This is a genomic window from Leucobacter sp. Ag1 (genome assembly GCF_000980875.1).
In the GTDB taxonomy this organism is placed as follows: Bacteria; Actinomycetota; Actinomycetes; order Actinomycetales; family Microbacteriaceae; genus Leucobacter; species Leucobacter iarius.
The window spans coordinates 62,617-79,003 of record NZ_LAYO01000100.1; the positions used below are offsets into that span (position 1 = coordinate 62,617).

At 66.1% G+C, this 16,387-nt stretch carries 15 protein-coding genes and 1 pseudogene; 9 read left to right on the forward strand and 7 right to left on the reverse strand.

Annotated elements, in window-relative coordinates:
- Positions 1–39 precede the first annotated feature (39 nt).
- A complete protein-coding gene (locus XM48_RS10340) occupies positions 40–612 on the reverse strand; it encodes a recombinase family protein (protein ID WP_046455735.1) in 573 nt (190 codons plus the stop codon).
- A gap of 377 nt (positions 613–989) precedes the next feature.
- On the opposite strand from XM48_RS10340, the gene XM48_RS17935 reads away from it, so the two are divergent.
- Genes XM48_RS17935 through XM48_RS17940 form a run of 3 tightly spaced genes read left to right on the forward strand, consistent with a single transcriptional unit; the run spans position 990 to position 2,727 of the window.
- Positions 990–1,487 (forward strand): hypothetical protein, encoded by a 498-nt coding sequence (locus tag XM48_RS17935; protein ID WP_156175022.1) that lies wholly within the window; start codon positions 990–992, stop codon positions 1,485–1,487.
- Positions 1,488–1,508: 21 nt separating this feature from the next.
- Positions 1,509–2,312, forward strand: a complete 804-nt coding sequence (locus tag XM48_RS18690) for a CPBP family intramembrane glutamic endopeptidase (protein WP_369699855.1) — start codon at positions 1,509–1,511, stop codon at positions 2,310–2,312.
- On the forward strand, positions 2,296–2,727 hold the full coding sequence (locus XM48_RS17940; RefSeq protein WP_156175023.1) for a hypothetical protein: 432 nt from the start codon (positions 2,296–2,298) through the stop codon (positions 2,725–2,727). Before XM48_RS18690 ends, XM48_RS17940 begins: the two co-directional genes overlap by 17 nt.
- Positions 2,728–2,819: 92 nt before the next feature.
- Here the strand turns inward: XM48_RS17940 and XM48_RS10345 are convergent, their stop codons facing one another.
- The 3 genes from XM48_RS10345 to XM48_RS10355 all read right to left on the reverse strand — a co-directional run bounded on the left by XM48_RS10345 (position 2,820) and on the right by XM48_RS10355 (position 5,695).
- A complete protein-coding gene (locus tag XM48_RS10345; protein WP_156175024.1) occupies positions 2,820–3,389 on the reverse strand; it encodes a hypothetical protein in 570 nt (189 codons plus the stop codon).
- A gap of 711 nt (positions 3,390–4,100) precedes the next feature.
- The gene (gene ychF / locus XM48_RS10350) at positions 4,101–5,192 is read right to left on the reverse strand and encodes a redox-regulated ATPase YchF (protein ID WP_046455737.1); all 1,092 of its coding nucleotides are present in this window, start codon (positions 5,190–5,192) and stop codon (positions 4,101–4,103) included.
- Positions 5,193–5,203: 11 nt separating this feature from the next.
- Entirely contained in the window at positions 5,204–5,695 is a 492-nt protein-coding gene (locus tag XM48_RS10355) for a DUF1761 domain-containing protein (RefSeq protein ID WP_046455738.1), read from the reverse strand.
- 150 nt (positions 5,696–5,845) lie between these two features.
- Between XM48_RS10355 and XM48_RS10360 the strand changes: the two genes are divergently transcribed.
- Positions 5,846–6,430 carry a 3'-5' exonuclease gene (locus tag XM48_RS10360; protein ID WP_046455739.1) on the forward strand — a complete coding sequence of 195 codons (585 nt, stop codon included), beginning with the start codon at positions 5,846–5,848 and terminating at the stop codon, positions 6,428–6,430.
- 39 nt (positions 6,431–6,469) lie between these two features.
- On the opposite strand, the gene XM48_RS10365 is transcribed toward XM48_RS10360, so the two are convergent.
- Positions 6,470–7,162, reverse strand: a complete 693-nt coding sequence (locus tag XM48_RS10365; protein WP_231580865.1) for a response regulator transcription factor — start codon at positions 7,160–7,162, stop codon at positions 6,470–6,472.
- Positions 7,159–8,544: a sensor histidine kinase gene (locus tag XM48_RS10370; RefSeq protein ID WP_046455740.1), complete on the reverse strand. Its 1,386-nt coding sequence runs from the start codon at positions 8,542–8,544 to the stop codon at positions 7,159–7,161. Before XM48_RS10370 ends, XM48_RS10365 begins: the two co-directional genes overlap by 4 nt.
- 188 nt (positions 8,545–8,732) lie before the next feature.
- On the opposite strand from XM48_RS10370, the gene XM48_RS10375 reads away from it, so the two are divergent.
- From XM48_RS10375 to rmuC, 3 genes are all read left to right on the forward strand, one after another.
- On the forward strand, positions 8,733–10,958 hold the full coding sequence (locus tag XM48_RS10375) for an ABC transporter substrate-binding protein/permease (RefSeq protein ID WP_336653371.1): 2,226 nt from the start codon (positions 8,733–8,735) through the stop codon (positions 10,956–10,958).
- The gene (locus tag XM48_RS10380; RefSeq protein WP_046455741.1) at positions 10,955–11,728 is read left to right on the forward strand and encodes an amino acid ABC transporter ATP-binding protein; all 774 of its coding nucleotides are present in this window, start codon (positions 10,955–10,957) and stop codon (positions 11,726–11,728) included. Before XM48_RS10375 ends, XM48_RS10380 begins: the two co-directional genes overlap by 4 nt.
- Before the next feature lie 129 nt (positions 11,729–11,857).
- Complete coding sequence (gene rmuC / locus XM48_RS10385; protein WP_046455742.1) at positions 11,858–13,465, forward strand: DNA recombination protein RmuC; 1,608 nt, start codon at positions 11,858–11,860, stop codon at positions 13,463–13,465.
- Between the two features lie 470 nt (positions 13,466–13,935).
- Here rmuC and glpX read toward each other — a convergent pair whose 3' ends face one another.
- The gene (glpX, locus tag XM48_RS10390) at positions 13,936–14,919 is read right to left on the reverse strand and encodes a class II fructose-bisphosphatase (RefSeq protein ID WP_046455743.1); all 984 of its coding nucleotides are present in this window, start codon (positions 14,917–14,919) and stop codon (positions 13,936–13,938) included.
- 73 nt (positions 14,920–14,992) lie between these two features.
- Here glpX and fbaA point away from each other — a divergent pair, with 73 nt between their 5' ends.
- Both fbaA and XM48_RS10400 read left to right on the forward strand, forming a co-directional pair.
- Positions 14,993–16,021 carry a class II fructose-bisphosphate aldolase gene (fbaA, locus tag XM48_RS10395; protein ID WP_046455744.1) on the forward strand — a complete coding sequence of 343 codons (1,029 nt, stop codon included), beginning with the start codon at positions 14,993–14,995 and terminating at the stop codon, positions 16,019–16,021.
- A pseudogene (locus XM48_RS10400) lies at positions 16,018–16,387 on the forward strand (hypothetical protein); the annotation flags it as partial. The gene fbaA and the pseudogene XM48_RS10400, both read left to right, overlap by 4 nt.

Genomic DNA, 16,387 nt, shown 5'->3' on the forward strand with positions numbered 1-16,387 from the left:
TGCTTCCCGTGGCCAGTAGCCGAAGGCTAGGTCCAATTCTCAAGACAACACGCGGTAGACGGTCGCGACAGAGACCCCCATCGTCCGCGCAATATCAGGTACAGGCGTTCCAGCAGCACGGAGCGCCTGTACCTGTTTCACCTGCTTTGCATCCAGGACCGCACGGCGTCCACCCTTGCGTCCAGCCTTGCGAGCTTCGGCAAGGCCCGCCTTGGTGCGGTCTCGAATGAAGCTCCGCTCCATCTCCGCAAAGATCGCGAGCATCTGGAGCATCGCACGACCCGTTGGCGTCGATGAGCTGAGGCCATCGCCCACGGACTCGATAAAGACGCCCCGTTGAGTTAGATCCTCGATCAGGCCAGCAACATGCGCCGTGGAGCGTCCCAGGCGGTCCAGCTTGTAGACAACAATCGCGTCCCCCGGCTGCGCGTCCGAAAGCAGCGCGTCCAAGCCGGGGCGGTCCTGCTTTGCGCCGCTCACGCCATGGTCGGCGTAGCGGTTGCGCTTGAGCACCTTCGCACGGTCCAGGGCTTCATGCTGGAGAGCCTCGTCTTGGTTCGAGGTCGATACGCGCACGTAGCCGAGGCGCGTTCCGGTGGCTGCGGTTTCCATAGTTCTCAAATTACCACAACTCCATACCTTTGTGCGACGCATTGAAGAACGGGTTTTGAGAATCAAGAATCAGCGAAACCATGCGGGCACCAAACTCCGCAGCCCAGGCGCTCGCCTCTCTCAGAAAACCTTCGTTTGCGAGAGAGGCCAAAGGCGCGGCGAAACTGCGCCCGGTCACAGGGAGGGGCGAATACGCAGCGACTCACGCAGTTGCGCGCCGCGAGGACGACAAGTGATCACAAATTTGTAACAAGACTCAAATAGAACAGAACGAACGAACCGTCTACCGGTACTGTGCGAGCAGACGCCAGGGCCCCCGCCCCGTCTCCGAGTATCCAGATACGCGGCCTCTTGCGACAACAATGGAGTTAGTCAACATGAAAAAGGGAATCCGCCTCATCCTCGCAGCCACCGGCGCAGTTCTGCTTGCGTCCCAAGTTGCCGGTTGCTCCGCCATGCTGCCCGGCGGGATTGGAAAATGCGATATAACTATCGACTATCCGCACGGGTCAACCCGAAAAGCGGGATATATTGACGGCAAAGGCAAAATGACCTGCACCATTTATAAAGGACATAAAATTACGGGCGCATCGATCGAAACCCGCCTCCAGAAATGGAGCGGAAAAGCTTGGGTGACCGTTGGCGGCACTGCCGCAACTACAAAAGTTGGTACAGTGAAGAACGGCGTCACCTATACAGGCGTAAGTGGATTCATCGTCTGTCAAAAGGGAACTTTCCGCACCCAGTCACGAGGCACGGCCTCCCTCGACGGTGCTCCGGGAAAGAGCTCAGAGTGGGCGACCACGAACGACGACCAGAACAAGGGCGTCAAGAATCCGTGCGAAAAACCACTAAAGGTAGTTAATGTTCGCTGAGGCCCGATGAATATCAAGCGAATGCCGCCATCCACAAATTCCGAAGTTGCCAAAGCAGACTATCGCACTCTCGCCATTCGGGCGACTACAGCAAGCCCACTAATTGCTCCCCTCGCAGTCGCGGGTGCATATATTGGACGCGGAGTGTCCGTCGCAATAGTTATCGGTTCGCTCGCGTTGCTATTCGTTCTTGCTGGGGTCTCTCACCTATCCGGGAGACCCCAGCAGGGGGGGATTCTACTTTCCCTTGCAGGAGTTTTATCGCCACTAGTTTTTGGATGGGACGCCGCAGTCCCGCTTCTTGGAGCTGTAGTACTTTCAATCTTCTGTTTTCGAAACTTAAAGAATCTTGTTTCACTTCGCCCCTTCTGGACTCTTTCCGCAGCCCTGACTACCGGAATCATAATCCTAGGAGTAGCCGCCTTTCAGATCGGCAGCAATCACCTTTCCCCCAAGGGGGCATCGCTGGAGTGGTCAAGCCTTCCCGGTCAAGAGCACGGTACGGTCTTTGTATTAGGCCTCGTAATTTCAGTTTCCGCAGTCAACTCTATTTTCGAGGAGCTATTGTGGAGAACCGCCCTTCTCAAGCTCTTCCGCCCCAGGCCCTGGGCTTGGGGCCAGTGGCTCGTGGTCTCTGCGTGCTTTGGCCTGTCTCATCTGTTTGGAACCCCTGGAGGCCTGGCTGGAGTAGCATGGTCCATGACATTCGGTCTGGCAATGTGTGTACTGCGACAGATCTCAAATGGTTCGATTTCCTGGATCATCCTCGCACATTTTTCTGCCGATTTTATCCTAATAGGAGCATTGTATGGAATCTTCAATTAGACAAAGTTTCAATGAGATCGTAAAGTCGGCCGGCGATATTTATTGCTCCCACCTTTGCGAAGGTGAACCCAATTCGGCAATGGTCTGGGATCCGGTTTCCGAAATCACGGTACGCCTCTCACTTCGAGAGGATGAAGTTTGGATCATTGCCGGGTCCGGCACTCTGGTAAGATTCATCGCGACTAGCGAATCATGCTTTAGTTCAGATGATGTGCTTGCGGCGATCAATTCGATTCTTTCCGGCGGAGCAATTGAGTTCTTCGGCGTTCAGGGTGATGCCAGCGCAGATATCTTCTGCACCGGCTACGATCTAGGCGAGCGGGCGGGAGCCAGTGGAGGCCTACGGCAAACCGAATCTCGCTTCCACGCTCGAATCGCGGGTCCCTTGGCGCAGGCAAATCTAGAACTGGACTAACGCTTCAGAAGTCGTTGCCCCTTGATGCGCGGGACAGATTCAAGAGAGTGATCATCTATCTGCGCTCAGCACCCGCGAAGACGAGACATGCCCTAAACGCTCTCAGGCGGCTCTGTGAGCGCTGCAGAGAGCATGGAGGCCATCTGGTCCGCCCCAGCCTCCGCAAGGTGCTCTACGAGCCGTTCTCCGAAAGCGGCATTGCCGCGGGCGAGCTTCCCGACCACACCCGCCAGGAGCATCGCGTCCTCGGCCATCTGCGCGGTGGAGTCGCCGTCGACACCCATGCGCGTAGCAAGCACCGTGAGGGTTTGAAGCTCAGCCGCTCCTGCCTTGAGCGCTATCGCTTCGGAACTCGCGTTCAGGCGGATTCTCCGTGCGGAGTCGGCAACATCCATCATGCGAGAGACCAGGCTGGCGGTGCTCATCTGCACGGAGGCGCGGAAGGCCTCCTGCATGGCGGGCGCGGCGTGGTTGCGGATGTGGCGGTAGAGGGAGTGGGAAGAAATCGCGTACCGTTGCGATATTTGCGAAATGGGCCGGTTCGTGAAGATCATGTCCTCGATCTCCTGTCGCTTCATTGAGCGGCAGACCTCGCAAGGACGACCAGCCTTCTTTTCTAGTTCTTCCATCCTCTCTCCATGTTTTACGTTCTTGAGCTTCATGCTCAGCTTGACTCAGATCAAGATTTGGGCATAGCTCTGGCTATTTCTTTGAATCTGGATGCTTTGCTTCATCCACTTTTCTCGTCCGGGCATCAGTTCTGAGCTTTAGGATGTCAGATAGGCCCCCTTACCCCCACAGAGAATCCAATAAATTCTCTTGGAGTGTCGCCTCGCCAGGTCCGGGCTTCATTGACCGAGTTTGGCGGGCGGGCCTGTCATATTTCCTAAAACGAACGATGCCCGATCCCCACCCTTGGATGGATCCCGGTCTATCAGCCGTCGCTTTTCCCATTCCGGAGCGAATCCGTATGGGCCGGAGTAGCCAGAGCGCCCGAAGGCGCGCCCCCACATCCATCAGATGGATGCAATTGTGATTATATCGTGAGCCGCTCGGATAAACAAGCGCTCAGCCGTATTAGATTACCCCGGAGCCCGAGTGGTTCTCATTTCTTAAAACAAGCGCAGGCGGAAAGTCTTAAGCCGAATGTTTTATGTTCTTGACTCAAAGCTGACGAGCAGAGGCCGCCATGGCCCACCCGAGGCGCGGTCCTAGTCCCACCAAGGATAGATAGCCCCCGGAGAGGCCAGACAGCCCCAGCAATACGCATCGCCAGCAGACTTCGGGTTCGGTTTGCGAGGCTGGGCACCCAGATGGATGCCGGGCAACATGCGATCCCCCACAGCGGCCCAGCCGCCTCTGTGGATGCAGAACTACTTCTTCACGCCAGACGTTGCTTGGAAACGCCACTCGCAGACGTCGCCGTCCTGCATGATGTATTCCTTGCCCTCCATGCGGGCCTTGCCCTTGGCGCGGGCCTCGGCGACGGAGCCGGTCTCGACGAGGTCCTCGAACGAGATGATCTCGCCCTTGATGAAGCCCTTCTCGAAGTCGCCGTGGATGACGCCGGCGGCCTGCGGCGCGGTCGCGCCCTTCTTGATGGTCCACGCGCGCGCCTCCTTGGGGCCCGCGGTGAGGTAGGTCTGCAGCCCGAGGGTGTCGAAGCCGACGCGGGCGAGCTGGTCGAGACCGCTCTCGGCCTGGCCGATCGACGCGAGCAGTTCGGCGGCGTCGGCGGGATCGAGCTCGATGAGCTCGCTCTCGATCTTGGCGTCGAGGAAGATCGCCTTGGCGGGAGCCACGAGGGCTGCGAGCTCTTCGCGCTTCGCGTCGTCCTGCAGCACCTCCTCGTCGACGTTGAACACGTAGAGGAACGGCTTCGCGGTGAGCAGGCCCAGTTCGCGGATCGGCTCGAGGTCGATGCCGGAGTGCGAGAGCACCGTGCCCTCGTTCAGCACGGCCTGCGCGGCCTTCGCCGTCTCGACGACCGACGCGTCGATCTTCTTGTTCTTCAGTTCCTTCTCGTAGCGCACGAGCGCCTTCTCGAGGGTCTGGAGGTCGGCGATGATCAGCTCGGTGTTGATCGTCTCCATGTCGCTGGCCGGGTTGACCGCGCCGTCGACGTGGATCACGTCGGGATCGGAGAAGCCGCGCACGACCTGCGCGATGGCGTCGGCCTCGCGGATGTTCGCGAGGAACTGGTTGCCGAGCCCCTCGCCCTCGCTCGCACCGCGCACGATGCCGGCGATGTCGACGAAGCTGACCGGTGCGGGCAGGATCCGCTCGCTGCCGAAGATCTCGGCGAGCTTGTCGAGCCGCGGGTCGGGCAGGTTGACGACGCCGACGTTCGGCTCGATGGTCGCGAACGGGTAGTTCGCGGCGAGCGCGTCGTTCTGGGTGAGCGCGTTGAAAAGGGTGGACTTGCCCACGTTGGGGAGTCCTACGATGCCGATAGTCAGAGCCACGGGGGTTCAGTCTACGCGAGTGCGGGCGGCCACACCCCGATGACGATCGAGAGCACGACGATGGTGACGAGTTCGTGCACCACGTTGAGCACGGTGAGCTTGACCGGACGGCCCTCGAAGGCGTCGTGCGTGATGAAGCGCGCGGCCGTGAATCCGGCCCACAGGATGATCCCGGCGACGAGCGCGGTTCCGAAGAACGCGAAGCGGTCGATGGGGGCGACGAAGGTCGCGACGATCTCGGCGTTGTCGAGTTCCGGTGCCGAATGGCCGGGGATCGTGATCATGCCGACCACCCAGGCCAGCGCCCACGAGGTGATGAAGCTGACGAGCAGTGTGACGAGCAGCGGCACCACGATCGCGATCGCCGGCTTGCCCTCGGGCTGCACGCCGGTGAGCTTCATCCAGCGGGTTCCCATGACGCCCTTGGAGTACCAGACCGCGCCGACGACCATGGTCGAGAGCGTCGCCGCGATGACGGCCCAGTAGTTGATTGCGGGGATCATGCCGCGCCTCCTTCCGGCGGCGAGCGCCGCGCCTATCGCCCATTCTGCCCCACTGCGGGGACATCGGTGCGGCTTCCCGGAATCACAGGATCCGAGCCGTCGGAAACGGCCTCGCACGGAGTTGTCGGTGGCGTGTGTCAGGATCTTCGGGTGACAGTCGACTTCACCGCCATCGATTTCGAGACCGCGAACAGCCATGCCGCTTCGGCGTGCGCCGTCGGTCTCGTGCGCGTCCGCGCGGGCCGGGTGGTCGAGCGCGCCGAGTGGCTCATCAAGCCGCCGGCCGAGCACGGCGAGTTCCAGCACTGGAACATCAAGATCCACGGGATCACGCCCGACATGGTCGAGAGCGCGCGCGATTGGGCCGCGCAGCTGCCCGACCTGGTCGACTTCGTCGGATCCGACATCGTGGTGGCGCACAACGCGGGCTTCGACATGGGCGTGGTGCGCGGATCCTGCGCGGCGACGGTGACTCCGACGCCGAAGTTCCGCTATCTCTGCAGCGTGCAGGTCTCGCGCAAGACCTACGACATCCCGTCGCACCGGCTCCCGCTCGCGGCAGCGGCCGCGGGCTACGGCGAGTTCCACCACCACGACGCGCTCGCCGATTCGGAGGCCTGCGCGGCGATCATCTCGGACGCGGCCCTTCGGCACGGCGTCGACGACGTCGCGGCGCTCGCGAAGGCGACGGGGCTGCGCCTGCAGACCCTCAAAGCGATCCCGCTGAAGCTCTAGGCGCGCAGGAGCCGGAGCCCGGGCGATCCGGCTAGCCGGCTAGCCGGCTTCGCCCGCGCTGCGCAGCCAGGTCAGCACGGCGAGCACGCGCCGGTGGCCGGCCGCGGCGTCGGTCAGTCCGAGCTTCTGGAAGATCGCGGAGATGTGCTTCTCGACCGCTCCGGCGCTGACGACGAGCGCCGCCCCGATCTCGGGGTTGCTCTTGCCCTCAGCCATGAGCCCGAGCACCTCGCCCTCGCGCGCGGTCAGGCGCTCGACCGGATCCCGATGCCGCTGCATGAGGCCGCGCACCACCTCGGGGTCGAGCACCGTGCCGCCCGCGCGCAGGCGGGCGACCGCGTCGCGGAACTCGTCGAGCGAGGCGACGCGATCCTTGAGCAGGTATCCGACGCCGGACGGATCGCCGGCGAGCAGCTCCCCCGCGTAGACGAGCTCGACGTGCTGACTGAGCAGCAGCACCGAGCGATCGGGCCAGCGCTCGCGGATCGCGAGCGCTGCGCGCACACCCTCGTCGCGGAACCCGGGCGGCATGCGGACGTCGAGCACCACCAGGTCGACCGGGTGCTGCTCGAGCTCGGCGAGCAGCTGATCCGCGTCGCCGACCGCGACGACCGTCTCGTACCCGGCCTCGTCGAAGAGGCGGATCAGCCCCTCCCGGAGCAGACCGGAGTCCTCGGCCAGCGCGATGCGGAGCGCGGGCACGAGGACTTCGGTCTGATGCGAGTCGGTCACGCACCCAACGATACGGGGATGCGGGCGACGATCACGGTTGGACCGCCGTCGGGGCTCGACAGGGTGATGGATCCGCCGACACCGCGCACCCGCTGATCGAGCCCGTAGAGTCCGTGACCCGGCAGCAGCATGGCGCCGCCGCGGCCCTCGTCGCTCGCGGTCAGGATCGCCCAGCCGGCGTCGTCCGCGAGGTGCAGGTCGAAGCGTCCGGCTCCCGAGTGCTTCGCGGCGTTCGCGAGGCACTCGGCCGCGATGAAGTAGACGGTGCGCTCGGTGACCTCGGAGAGCGTCACGCCCTCGCCCACGGCCCAGGTCATGCGGGTCGGGATAGGCGCGCCGTCGGCGATCGCTTCGAGCGCCGCACGCAGGCCGCGATCGGCCAGCAGGGGCGGGGCGACGCCGCGGGACAGCGCGCGCAGTTCGTCGAGCGCCGCGCCGGCGGTGCTGCGGGCCTCGGCGAGCAGCGAGGAGACGGCCGCCGGGTCGTCGGCCATGCGGCGCTCGGCCGCGGCGAGATCCATCTGCAGGCGCACGAGCCGCTGCTGCGGGCCGTCGTGCAGGTCGCGTTCGAGCTGGCCGAGGGTGCGGTGCTCCTCGGTGGCGGCGAGTTCGCGGGCGATCTCGAGCTGCACGACGTCGCGCTGCAGGCGATCCCCCGCGGTCTCCCCGAGCAGTGCGCGCGCGACCGCCCAGTCGACCATTGCGAGGCCGCGCAGCACGAGCGGCAGCGTCGCGAGGAAGATCAGGCCGAGCACGCCGTAGAGGATCGCGTCGCCGGTCAGCGGATCCACGGGCATCGACGAGCCGAACACGGAATCCCAGATGACGGTGCTGAGGTGGATGTTCTCTCCGCTGCTCGGGATCAGCCGGTTCCAGATCCACGCGGTCGGCCCGGTCACCGCGACGACGGTCCACATCAGCGCGATGCCCCACAGCGCCACGGTGAGCGGCATGTGCAGCAGCCCGCTGTGCAGCAGGGCGCGCCATCCGGCGCCGTGCGAGAGCTGCCCGCCGAGCCGGGCGAGGAGCCCGCCCGGGCGCGCGGGCGGCGGGACGGGGCGGGTGATCGGCCGGTCGACGGCGGTGCCGATGAGGCCGGCCCAGGCGTCTCCGAAGATCCGGGCCGTGAGCAGGGCCCCGACCACGAGGAAGACGCCGAACACCAGGACGATCGATCCGAGACCGACGAGGAACAGGGTCTGGAGCACGGCGAAGGCGACGATCGAGAAGGGCATCGCGAGGAGCAGGATCCCGAGGGTCTTCGGCGCTGCGCGCCAGAGGCCCCAGTATCCGGTGGCTCGGAGCGCGGCGGGCTCGGAGGGCGGATGCGAACCGACGGTACGGGGTACCTGGCCGGATTCGATGAGTTCGTGAGCGGTCATGTCAATCAGTCTGCCGGGTCGCCTCGGCACCGCCCATCCGGTGCACCCCCGGAACCGGGGTGGGGTTCCTCCCCCGTCCGGGATCGGGCGCGCCGCAGATCCGCTCGGGCTGCGAGTTCGCTGAGATGTGCCTACCCTGGACCCACGGCCCGCAGACCGCGGAGCCTCCAACGAAGGAGCAGCCCTCAGTGCATCAGAGCAAGCATCCATTCAGCCTGCGGCTGGCGATCGGGGCGGTGATCGCGGGCCTCGTCATGCTGGTCGCGGGATCCGCCGCGCAGGCCGCGCCCCCGTCCGCGGGCCCCGCGCACGCCGCGCCGGCGAAGACCGCCGATCTCAAGGGCAAGAAGTTCGTCATCGCCACGGACACCACGTTCGCGCCGTTCGAGTTCCGCAAGGACGGCAAGCTCGTCGGCATCGACATGGACCTCCTCAACGCCATCGCCGAGAAGGAGAACTTCCAGGTCGAGATCCAGTCCCTCGGATTCCAAGCGGCCGTCTCGGCCGTGACGAGCGGCCAGGCGGACGGCGTCATCGCCGGCATGTCCATCACCGACGAGCGCAAGCAGACCTTCGACTTCTCCGATCCCTACTTCGACTCGGGCGTGCAGATGGCCGTCGCGAAGAACAGCGACGTGAAGGGCTACGAGGACCTCAAGGGCAAGACCGTCGTCGCCAAGGGCGGATCCGAGGGCGAGGCCGAAGCCAAGAAGCTCTCCGGCCAGTACGGCTTCACCGTCAAGGCGCTCGACCAGTCGACCAGCCTCATCGAATCGGTCAAGAACGGATCCGCGGCCGCGGTCTTCGATGACTACCCGGTGCTCAAGTACGGCATCGCCCAGGGCAACGGGCTCAAGGTCGTGACCGACAAGATCCCCGGCGGCCAGTACGGCTTCGCCGTGGCGAAGGGCAAGAACGCCGACCTGCTCGCCGCGTTCGACGAGGGGCTCGCGGCGCTCAAGTCCGACGGCTCGTACGACAAGATCCTCGAGAAGTACCTCGGCACCGGCGGGACCGCGGGCAGCGGCGGCGAGGCGCCGGCCGCGATGGATCTGGGCGGCAAGAAGTTCACGATCGCGACCGACACGACGTTCGCGCCGTTCGAGTTCCGCAAGGACGGCAAGCTCGTCGGCATCGACATGGATCTGCTGAACCACATCGCGAAGGAGGAGAACTTCCAGGTCGACATCCAGTCGCTCGGGTTCCAGGCCGCGGTCTCGGCCGTCACCTCCGGGCAGGCCGACGGCGTCATCGCCGGCATGTCCATCACCGACGAACGCAAGCAGACCTTCGACTTCTCGGACCCCTACTTCGACTCGGGCGTGCAGATGGCCGTCGCGAAGAACAGCGACGTGAAGGGCTACGAGGATCTCAAGGGCAAGACCGTCGTCGCCAAGGGCGGCTCGGAAGGCGAGTCGGAGGCGAAGAAGCTCTCCGAGAAGTACGGCTTCACCGTCAAGGCGCTCGACCAGTCGACCAGCCTCATCGAGTCCGTGAAGAACGGATCCGCCGCGGCCGTGTTCGACGACTACCCCGTGCTCAAGTACGGCATCGAGCAGGGCAACGGGCTCAAGGTCGTCACGGCCAAGATCCCCGGCGGCCAGTACGGCTTCGCCGTGGCGAAGGGCAAGAACGCCGACCTGCTCGAAGCGTTCAACAACGGCCTCGCCCGCATGAAGGCGGACGGCAGCTACGCGAAGACGCTCGAGACCTACCTCGGGAAGGACACCTCGGCGACCGCCGACGGCGGCGCCAAGGCGCAGCCCGGGTTCATCCAGCTGTTCGTCGACTCGATGCCCGCGCTCGGCGAAGGCCTCTGGAACACCCTGCGCATCACCATGATGGCGTTCATCATCGCGATGGTGCTCGGCCTCATCTTCGGCTTCATGAAGATCTCGACCTCGCGCACCCTGCGCGGGATCGCGGCCGTCTACGTCGCCGTGTTCCGCGGCACCCCGGTGCTGGTCTGGGCCTTCCTGTTCTACTTCGGTCTGCCGCAGCTCACCGGGGTGACGGGCAACGTGTTCTGGGCCGGTACCGCGACGCTGGCGCTGAACTCCGGTGCCTACCTCACCGAGATCGTGCGCGGCGGCCTGCAGGCCGTGGATCCGGGCCAGATGGAGGCCGCGCGATCCCTCGGCCTCGGCTGGGGCAAGTCGATGCAGCGCGTGGTCGTGCCGCAGGCGGTCAAGATCTCGACGCCGGCGATCATCAACCAGTTCGTCATCACGCTGAAGGACTCCTCCCTGCTGCTCACCATCGGCTTCGCCGAGCTGCTCTACCAGGCGCAGCAGATCTACGCGGCCAACTACCGCACGACCGAGATGCTCATCATCGTGGGCATCATGTACTTCGTGGTGATCACCCTGCTGACCTGGGTCGCCAACATCGTGGATAAGAAGGTGAACAAGTGAGCGACAAACTCACCTCCGGAACGGTCCCCGTCGTCGTCAGCGGCGCGGGCATCAGCGTGACCGGGCTCCGCAAATCGTTCGGTTCGAACGAGGTCCTCAAGGGGATCGACCTCGAGGTCGCTCCCGGCGAGGTCGTCTCGCTCATCGGGCCGTCGGGCTCCGGCAAGTCGACGATCCTGCGCTGCCTCAACAAGCTCGAGGTCCCGACCGCGGGCACCGTGGTGGCGAACGGCTTCGACATCATGGATCCGAAGGTCGACATCAACGAGGTGCGCCGGCACGTCGGCATGGTGTTCCAGCACTTCAACCTCTTCCCCAACATGACCGTCGTCGAGAACGTGATGCTCGCTCCGGTCGAGACGGGCAAGCGGTCGAAGGAGGAAGCGCGCAAGCAGGCGCTCGCGCTGCTGCGCCGCGTCGGCCTCGAGGAGAAGGCGGATGCGCGCCCCGCGCAACTGTCGGGCGGGCAGAAGCAGCGCGTCGCGATCGCCCGCGCCCTCGCGATGGAACCCGCGATCATGCTGTTCGACGAGGCCACCTCGGCACTCGACCCCGAGATGGTCGGCGAAGTGCTCGAGGTGATCCGCGAGCTCGCGAAGACGGGCATCACGATGGTGCTGGTGACGCACGAGATGGGCTTCGCCCGCGAGGTCTGCGACAAGGTCGTGTTCATGGCCGACGGCGTGGTCTGCGAGCAGGGCGACCCGGCCCAGGTGTTCGACAACCCGCAGACCCCGCGCCTGCAGGAATTCCTGAGCAAGGTGCTCTGAGGATCGTTCCTCAGGGATCGGAGCCCCGGGTCGCGCGCTGCGCGGCACGGGGCTCCCGTCTTTGTCGGAGGTGCCCGATAGCCTCCAATCACTTCGAATCCCCTGTCCTCCTGGCGAACCGGTGCATCAATGGAACTCCTCCTCATCATCCTGAGCGCGCTCACGATCGCGCTCCTCGCGCTCATGCTCGTGCTGCTCGTCCGCCGCACGGGCGGCGCGGGTTCGGGCTCAGGCTCGCCCGACGCCGTGCGCGGCGAGATGCGCGCCTTCACCGGTGAGCTGCGGCAGGATCTCGCGACGCAGCGCGGCGAACTCGCGCAGGTCATCGCGAGCGGCCACCAGCAGCAAGAGACTCGCGGGGCCGCGCAGGCGCAGGAGCTCATTCGCGAGCGCGAATCCCGCACGGCGGCGCAGCGCGAACTGCGCGACCTCCTCGCCCGATCACTGTCGGAGCTGGGCGACCGGCAGCACCGGGCCGCGCAGTCGGCCGCCGAGGCGCAGAGCGAGCTCAGGGCTTCGATCGAGCAGCGGTTCGAGGTGCTCCGCGAGGCGAACGAGGCGAAGCTCGAACAGGTCCGCATCTCCGTCGACGAGAAGCTGCGTGAGACCCTCAAGTCGGCCCTCGACGAGAACGCGCAGCGGATCCAGCACCTCACCGAGACGCACGTGTCGAAGCAGGCCGAGCTGCAGCAGACGCTGCGCGAGGAGCTCGAGAAGCTGCGCCAGGGCAACGAGGCGAAGCTCGAGAAGATGCGTGAGACCGTCGACGAGAAGCTGCAGGGCACGCTCGAGCGACGGCTGGGCGAATCGTTCAAGCTGGTCAGCGACCGACTCGAGCAGGTGCAGAAGGGCCTCGGCGAGATGCAGACCCTCGCGTCCGACGTCGGCGGGCTCAAGCGCGTGCTCACCAACGTCAAGACGCGCGGCAGCTGGGGCGAAGTGCAGCTGGCGCGCCAGCTCGAAGACATGCTCACCCCCGAGCAGTACGCCGAGAACGTCGCCGTGCGACCGGGATCCGCCGAGCGCGTCGAGTTCGCCATCAAGCTGCCCGGCCGCGGCGACGGCGAGACCCCGGTCTGGCTGCCCATCGACTCGAAGTTCCCGCAGGAGGACTACGAGCGTCTGCTCGAAGCACAAGAGGGCGGCGAGAAGGATCAGATCGAGGCCGCCAGCAAGGTGGTCGAGCGGGTCATCCTCACGCAGGCGAAGCTGATCCGCGACAAGTACATCGAACCGCCGCACTCCACCGACTTCGCCATCATGTACCTGCCGACCGAGGGGCTCTTCGCCGAGGTGATCCGCAGGCCCGGCCTCGCCAGCCGCCTGCAGAACGAGTACCACATCACGGTCGCGGGGCCCACGGTGCTCATGTCGCTGCTCAACAGCCTCCAGCTCGGGTTCCGCACCCTCGCCATCGAGAAGCGCAGCTCCGAGGTGTGGCAGGTGCTCGGCGCGGCCAAGTCTGAATTCCAGAAGTACGGCCAGGTGTGGGAGAAGCTCGAGAAGCAGCTCCAGACCGCGCAGAACACGGTGCACCAGGCGGGCGTGCGCACCCGCGCCGTCACTCGCACGCTGCGCTCGGTCGAGACCTTCGACTCGGCCGCCATCGGCGATGTCTTCGCCGACGCCGAAGCGCTCGAAGAGGCCGAGGGCCTGGCACTCTCCGGCGCCGAACCCGAGGAATCGGGCGCCGCGGGCACCGAGCCGACCCTCTTCGAGGACCCCGCCCGCGACTGACCCGACCTCCGCCAGAGCCCCCTGATCCAGAGCCCTCTGCGTGCCAGGGGGCTCTGGCGTTTTTTTGGGCTGGGGTGGTGTGACTCCAAGCCGCGCGGAGGCTCTGGTTTTGGCTTCGGAAGGAGATTCGGGTTCAGAAGGACGATCCTGCTGGATTCTTCCTGCTGAACCCGGCTCTCCTGCTGAACCCGGATCTCCTACTGAACCCGGATCTCCTACTGAGCGGCGCGCCGAACGCTGCACGTCCTCGGAGACCTGCGGGATTTCGGACGGTTCGGGACGGGCGGCTCCGAAAAGCTGCGGAACTCCGAGATGCGGCGGCCGAAGCGCCGAAGCCGGCAGCACGGACGGAGACCGCCGCACCGACGAGACGGCGTCTCAGAACGCCGCCATGCTCGCCCAGAACGCAGGACGCCCCTCGGACCGGGGTCCGAGGGGCGTCCTGACTCGAGGCGGCGCTCAGTCGCGCATCAGTTCCAGCGGTCCGGATCCATGTCGCTGACGATGTGGCGGATCGTGCCCGAGTGCGAACGCATCACGATGCTCTCGGCGCGCAGGAACGGGCCGCGGCGCTGCACGCCCTCGACGAAGTCCGCCGAGGTGATGCCGGTCGCCACGAAGTAGGCGTTGTCGCTCGCGACGAGGTCGTTCGCCTCGAGCACGCGATCGAGGTCGTGCCCGGCGTCGATCGCCTTCTGACGCTCGTCGTCGTCCTTCGGCCACAGCTTGCCCTGGATCACGCCGCCGAGCGCCTTCACCGCGCAGGCCGTGATGATGCCCTCGGGGGTGCCGCCGATGCCGACGCACAGGTCGATGCGGGAATCCCAGCGGGCCGCGTTCACGCCGCCCGCGACGTCGCCGTCCATGAGCAGGCGCGTGCCGGCGCCGGCCGCGCGGATCTCCGCGATGAGCTGCTCGTGACGCGGACGGTCGAGCACCGCGACGCGGATGTCGGAGACGTCGACGCCCTTCGCCTTCGCGAGGTCGCGGATGTTCGCGCCGATCGGCTTGCGGATGTCGACGACGCCGACGCCGTCGGGGCCGCAGACGAGCTTGTCCATGTAGAAGACGGCCGAGGGGTCGTACATGCTGCCGCGATCGGCGACCGCGATCACCGAGAGCGCGCCGGGGCGGCCCTCGGCGGTGAGGCGGGTGCCGTCGATCGGGTCGACCGCGACGTCGCACGCCGCGCCCTCGCCGTTGCCGACGCGCTCGCCGTTGTAGAGCCAGGGGGCGTCGTCCTTCTCGCCCTCGCCGATGACGACGGTACCGTCCATCGAGACGGTCGAGAGGAAGCGGCGCATGGCGTCGACGGCGGCGCCGTCGGCGGCGTTCTTGTCGCCGCGGCCGATGAACGGCGTCGCGCGGATCGCCGCGGCCTCGGTCGCGCGGACGAGCTCCATCGCGAGGTTGCGGTCGGGCTGCCAGTTGCCAAGCGAGTGGGATTCGGTCATGGTTCCAGCCTACCGCGTAGACTGAGGCGCATAGCGGCCATGGGCCGACACGTCACGACGCCAAGGAGCACCGATGCCCGTTGCCAGCCCGGAACAGTACGCCGCCATGCTCGACGCCGCCAAGAGCGGCAGTTTCGCATTCCCCGCGATCAACGTCTCGAGCTCTCAGACGCTGAACGCGGCGCTGCAGGGCTTCGCGGAGGCGGGATCCGACGGCATCATCCAGGTCTCGACCGGCGGCGCCGACTACTTCGCCGGCCACACGATCAAGAACCGCGCGGGCGGCGCGATCGCGTTCGCCAAGTACGCGGAGGAGGTCGCCAAGGCCTACGACGTGACCGTCGCGCTGCACACCGACCACTGCCCGAAGGACGCGCTCGAGGGCTTCCTCCTGCCGCTCGTCGCCGCGAGCGAGGAGCGCGTGCGCGAGGGCGGCCTGCCCTACTTCCAGTCGCACATGTGGGACGGCTCGGCCGTGCCGCTCGCCGAGAACCTGGAGCTCGCCCAGCAGCTCCTCCCCCGCCTGCACGCCATCGGCAGCATCCTCGAGGTCGAGATCGGCGTCGTCGGCGGCGAGGAGGACGGCGTCAGCCACGAGATCAACGACCAGCTCTACACGACGCTCGACGACGCCATCGCGACCGTCGAGGCGCTCGGCCTCGGCGAGCAGGGCCGCTACCTCACCGCGCTCACCTTCGGCAACGTGCACGGCGTGTACAAGCCGGGCAACGTGCAGCTGCGCCCCGCGCTGCTGAAAGAGATCCAGGACGGCCTGCAGGCGAAGTACGGCACGGGCGCGAAGCCGCTCGACCTCGTCTTCCACGGCGGATCCGGCTCGACCGCCGAAGAGATCGCCGAGGCCGTCTCCAACGGCGTCATCAAGATGAACATCGACACCGACACGCAGTACGCGTTCACGCGCGCCGTCGCGGACTCGATGTTCCGCAACTACGAGGGCGTGCTGAAGATCGACGGCGAGGTCGGCAACAAGAAGCAGTACGACCCGCGCGCCTGGGGCAAGGCCGCCGAGACCTCGATGGCGGCGCGCATCGTCGAAGCCGCGCAGCAGCTCGGCTCCGCCGGCAAGTCGGTGAGCGCGTGACGGACCCCCGTCCCGAGGACCGACCGGCCGCGGACGCTCCGGACACCGCGGCGCTCCCCGAGCCCACGGCAGCACCCGAGCCCTCGGCAGCACCGGCGGATCCGCGCCCGCGTCCCGCGTACGGCGAGTACGCACCGGAGGGCTGGAGCTGGACCCCGCCGCAGGAGGCCGGCTCGGCCCCGGCGACCGTCCCGCAGTCGACGCCCGGTCCGGTGCCGACCGCGAGCCCGGTCACCGGCCCGAGCGATGTCTCGGGCGAGGCCGAGGTGCCGACCCGCCTGCCCGGCGTGCCGCACAACCTCGGCGCGCCCGCGAGCCGCGGCGCCACCGCTCCGCAGCAGGGATCCGCGGTCGCGGCTCCCCCGG

Bases quoted from the DNA above. Each gene is read 5' to 3' on its own strand.
- XM48_RS10340 (WP_046455735.1), bottom strand. From the start codon at position 612: ATGGAAACCGCAGCCACCGGAACGCGCCTCGGCTACGTGCGCGTATCG.
- XM48_RS17935 (WP_156175022.1), top strand. From the start codon at position 990: ATGAAAAAGGGAATCCGCCTCATCCTCGCAGCCACCGGCGCAGTTCTG.
- XM48_RS18690 (WP_369699855.1), top strand. From the start codon at position 1,509: ATGCCGCCATCCACAAATTCCGAAGTTGCCAAAGCAGACTATCGCACT.
- XM48_RS17940 (WP_156175023.1), top strand. From the start codon at position 2,296: ATGGAATCTTCAATTAGACAAAGTTTCAATGAGATCGTAAAGTCGGCC.
- XM48_RS10345 (WP_156175024.1), bottom strand. From the start codon at position 3,389: ATGAAGCTCAAGAACGTAAAACATGGAGAGAGGATGGAAGAACTAGAA.
- XM48_RS10355 (WP_046455738.1), bottom strand. From the start codon at position 5,695: ATGATCCCCGCAATCAACTACTGGGCCGTCATCGCGGCGACGCTCTCG.
- XM48_RS10370 (WP_046455740.1), bottom strand. From the start codon at position 8,544: ATGACCGCTCACGAACTCATCGAATCCGGCCAGGTACCCCGTACCGTC.
- rmuC (WP_046455742.1), top strand. From the start codon at position 11,858: ATGGAACTCCTCCTCATCATCCTGAGCGCGCTCACGATCGCGCTCCTC.
- glpX (WP_046455743.1), bottom strand. From the start codon at position 14,919: ATGACCGAATCCCACTCGCTTGGCAACTGGCAGCCCGACCGCAACCTC.
- fbaA (WP_046455744.1), top strand. From the start codon at position 14,993: ATGCCCGTTGCCAGCCCGGAACAGTACGCCGCCATGCTCGACGCCGCC.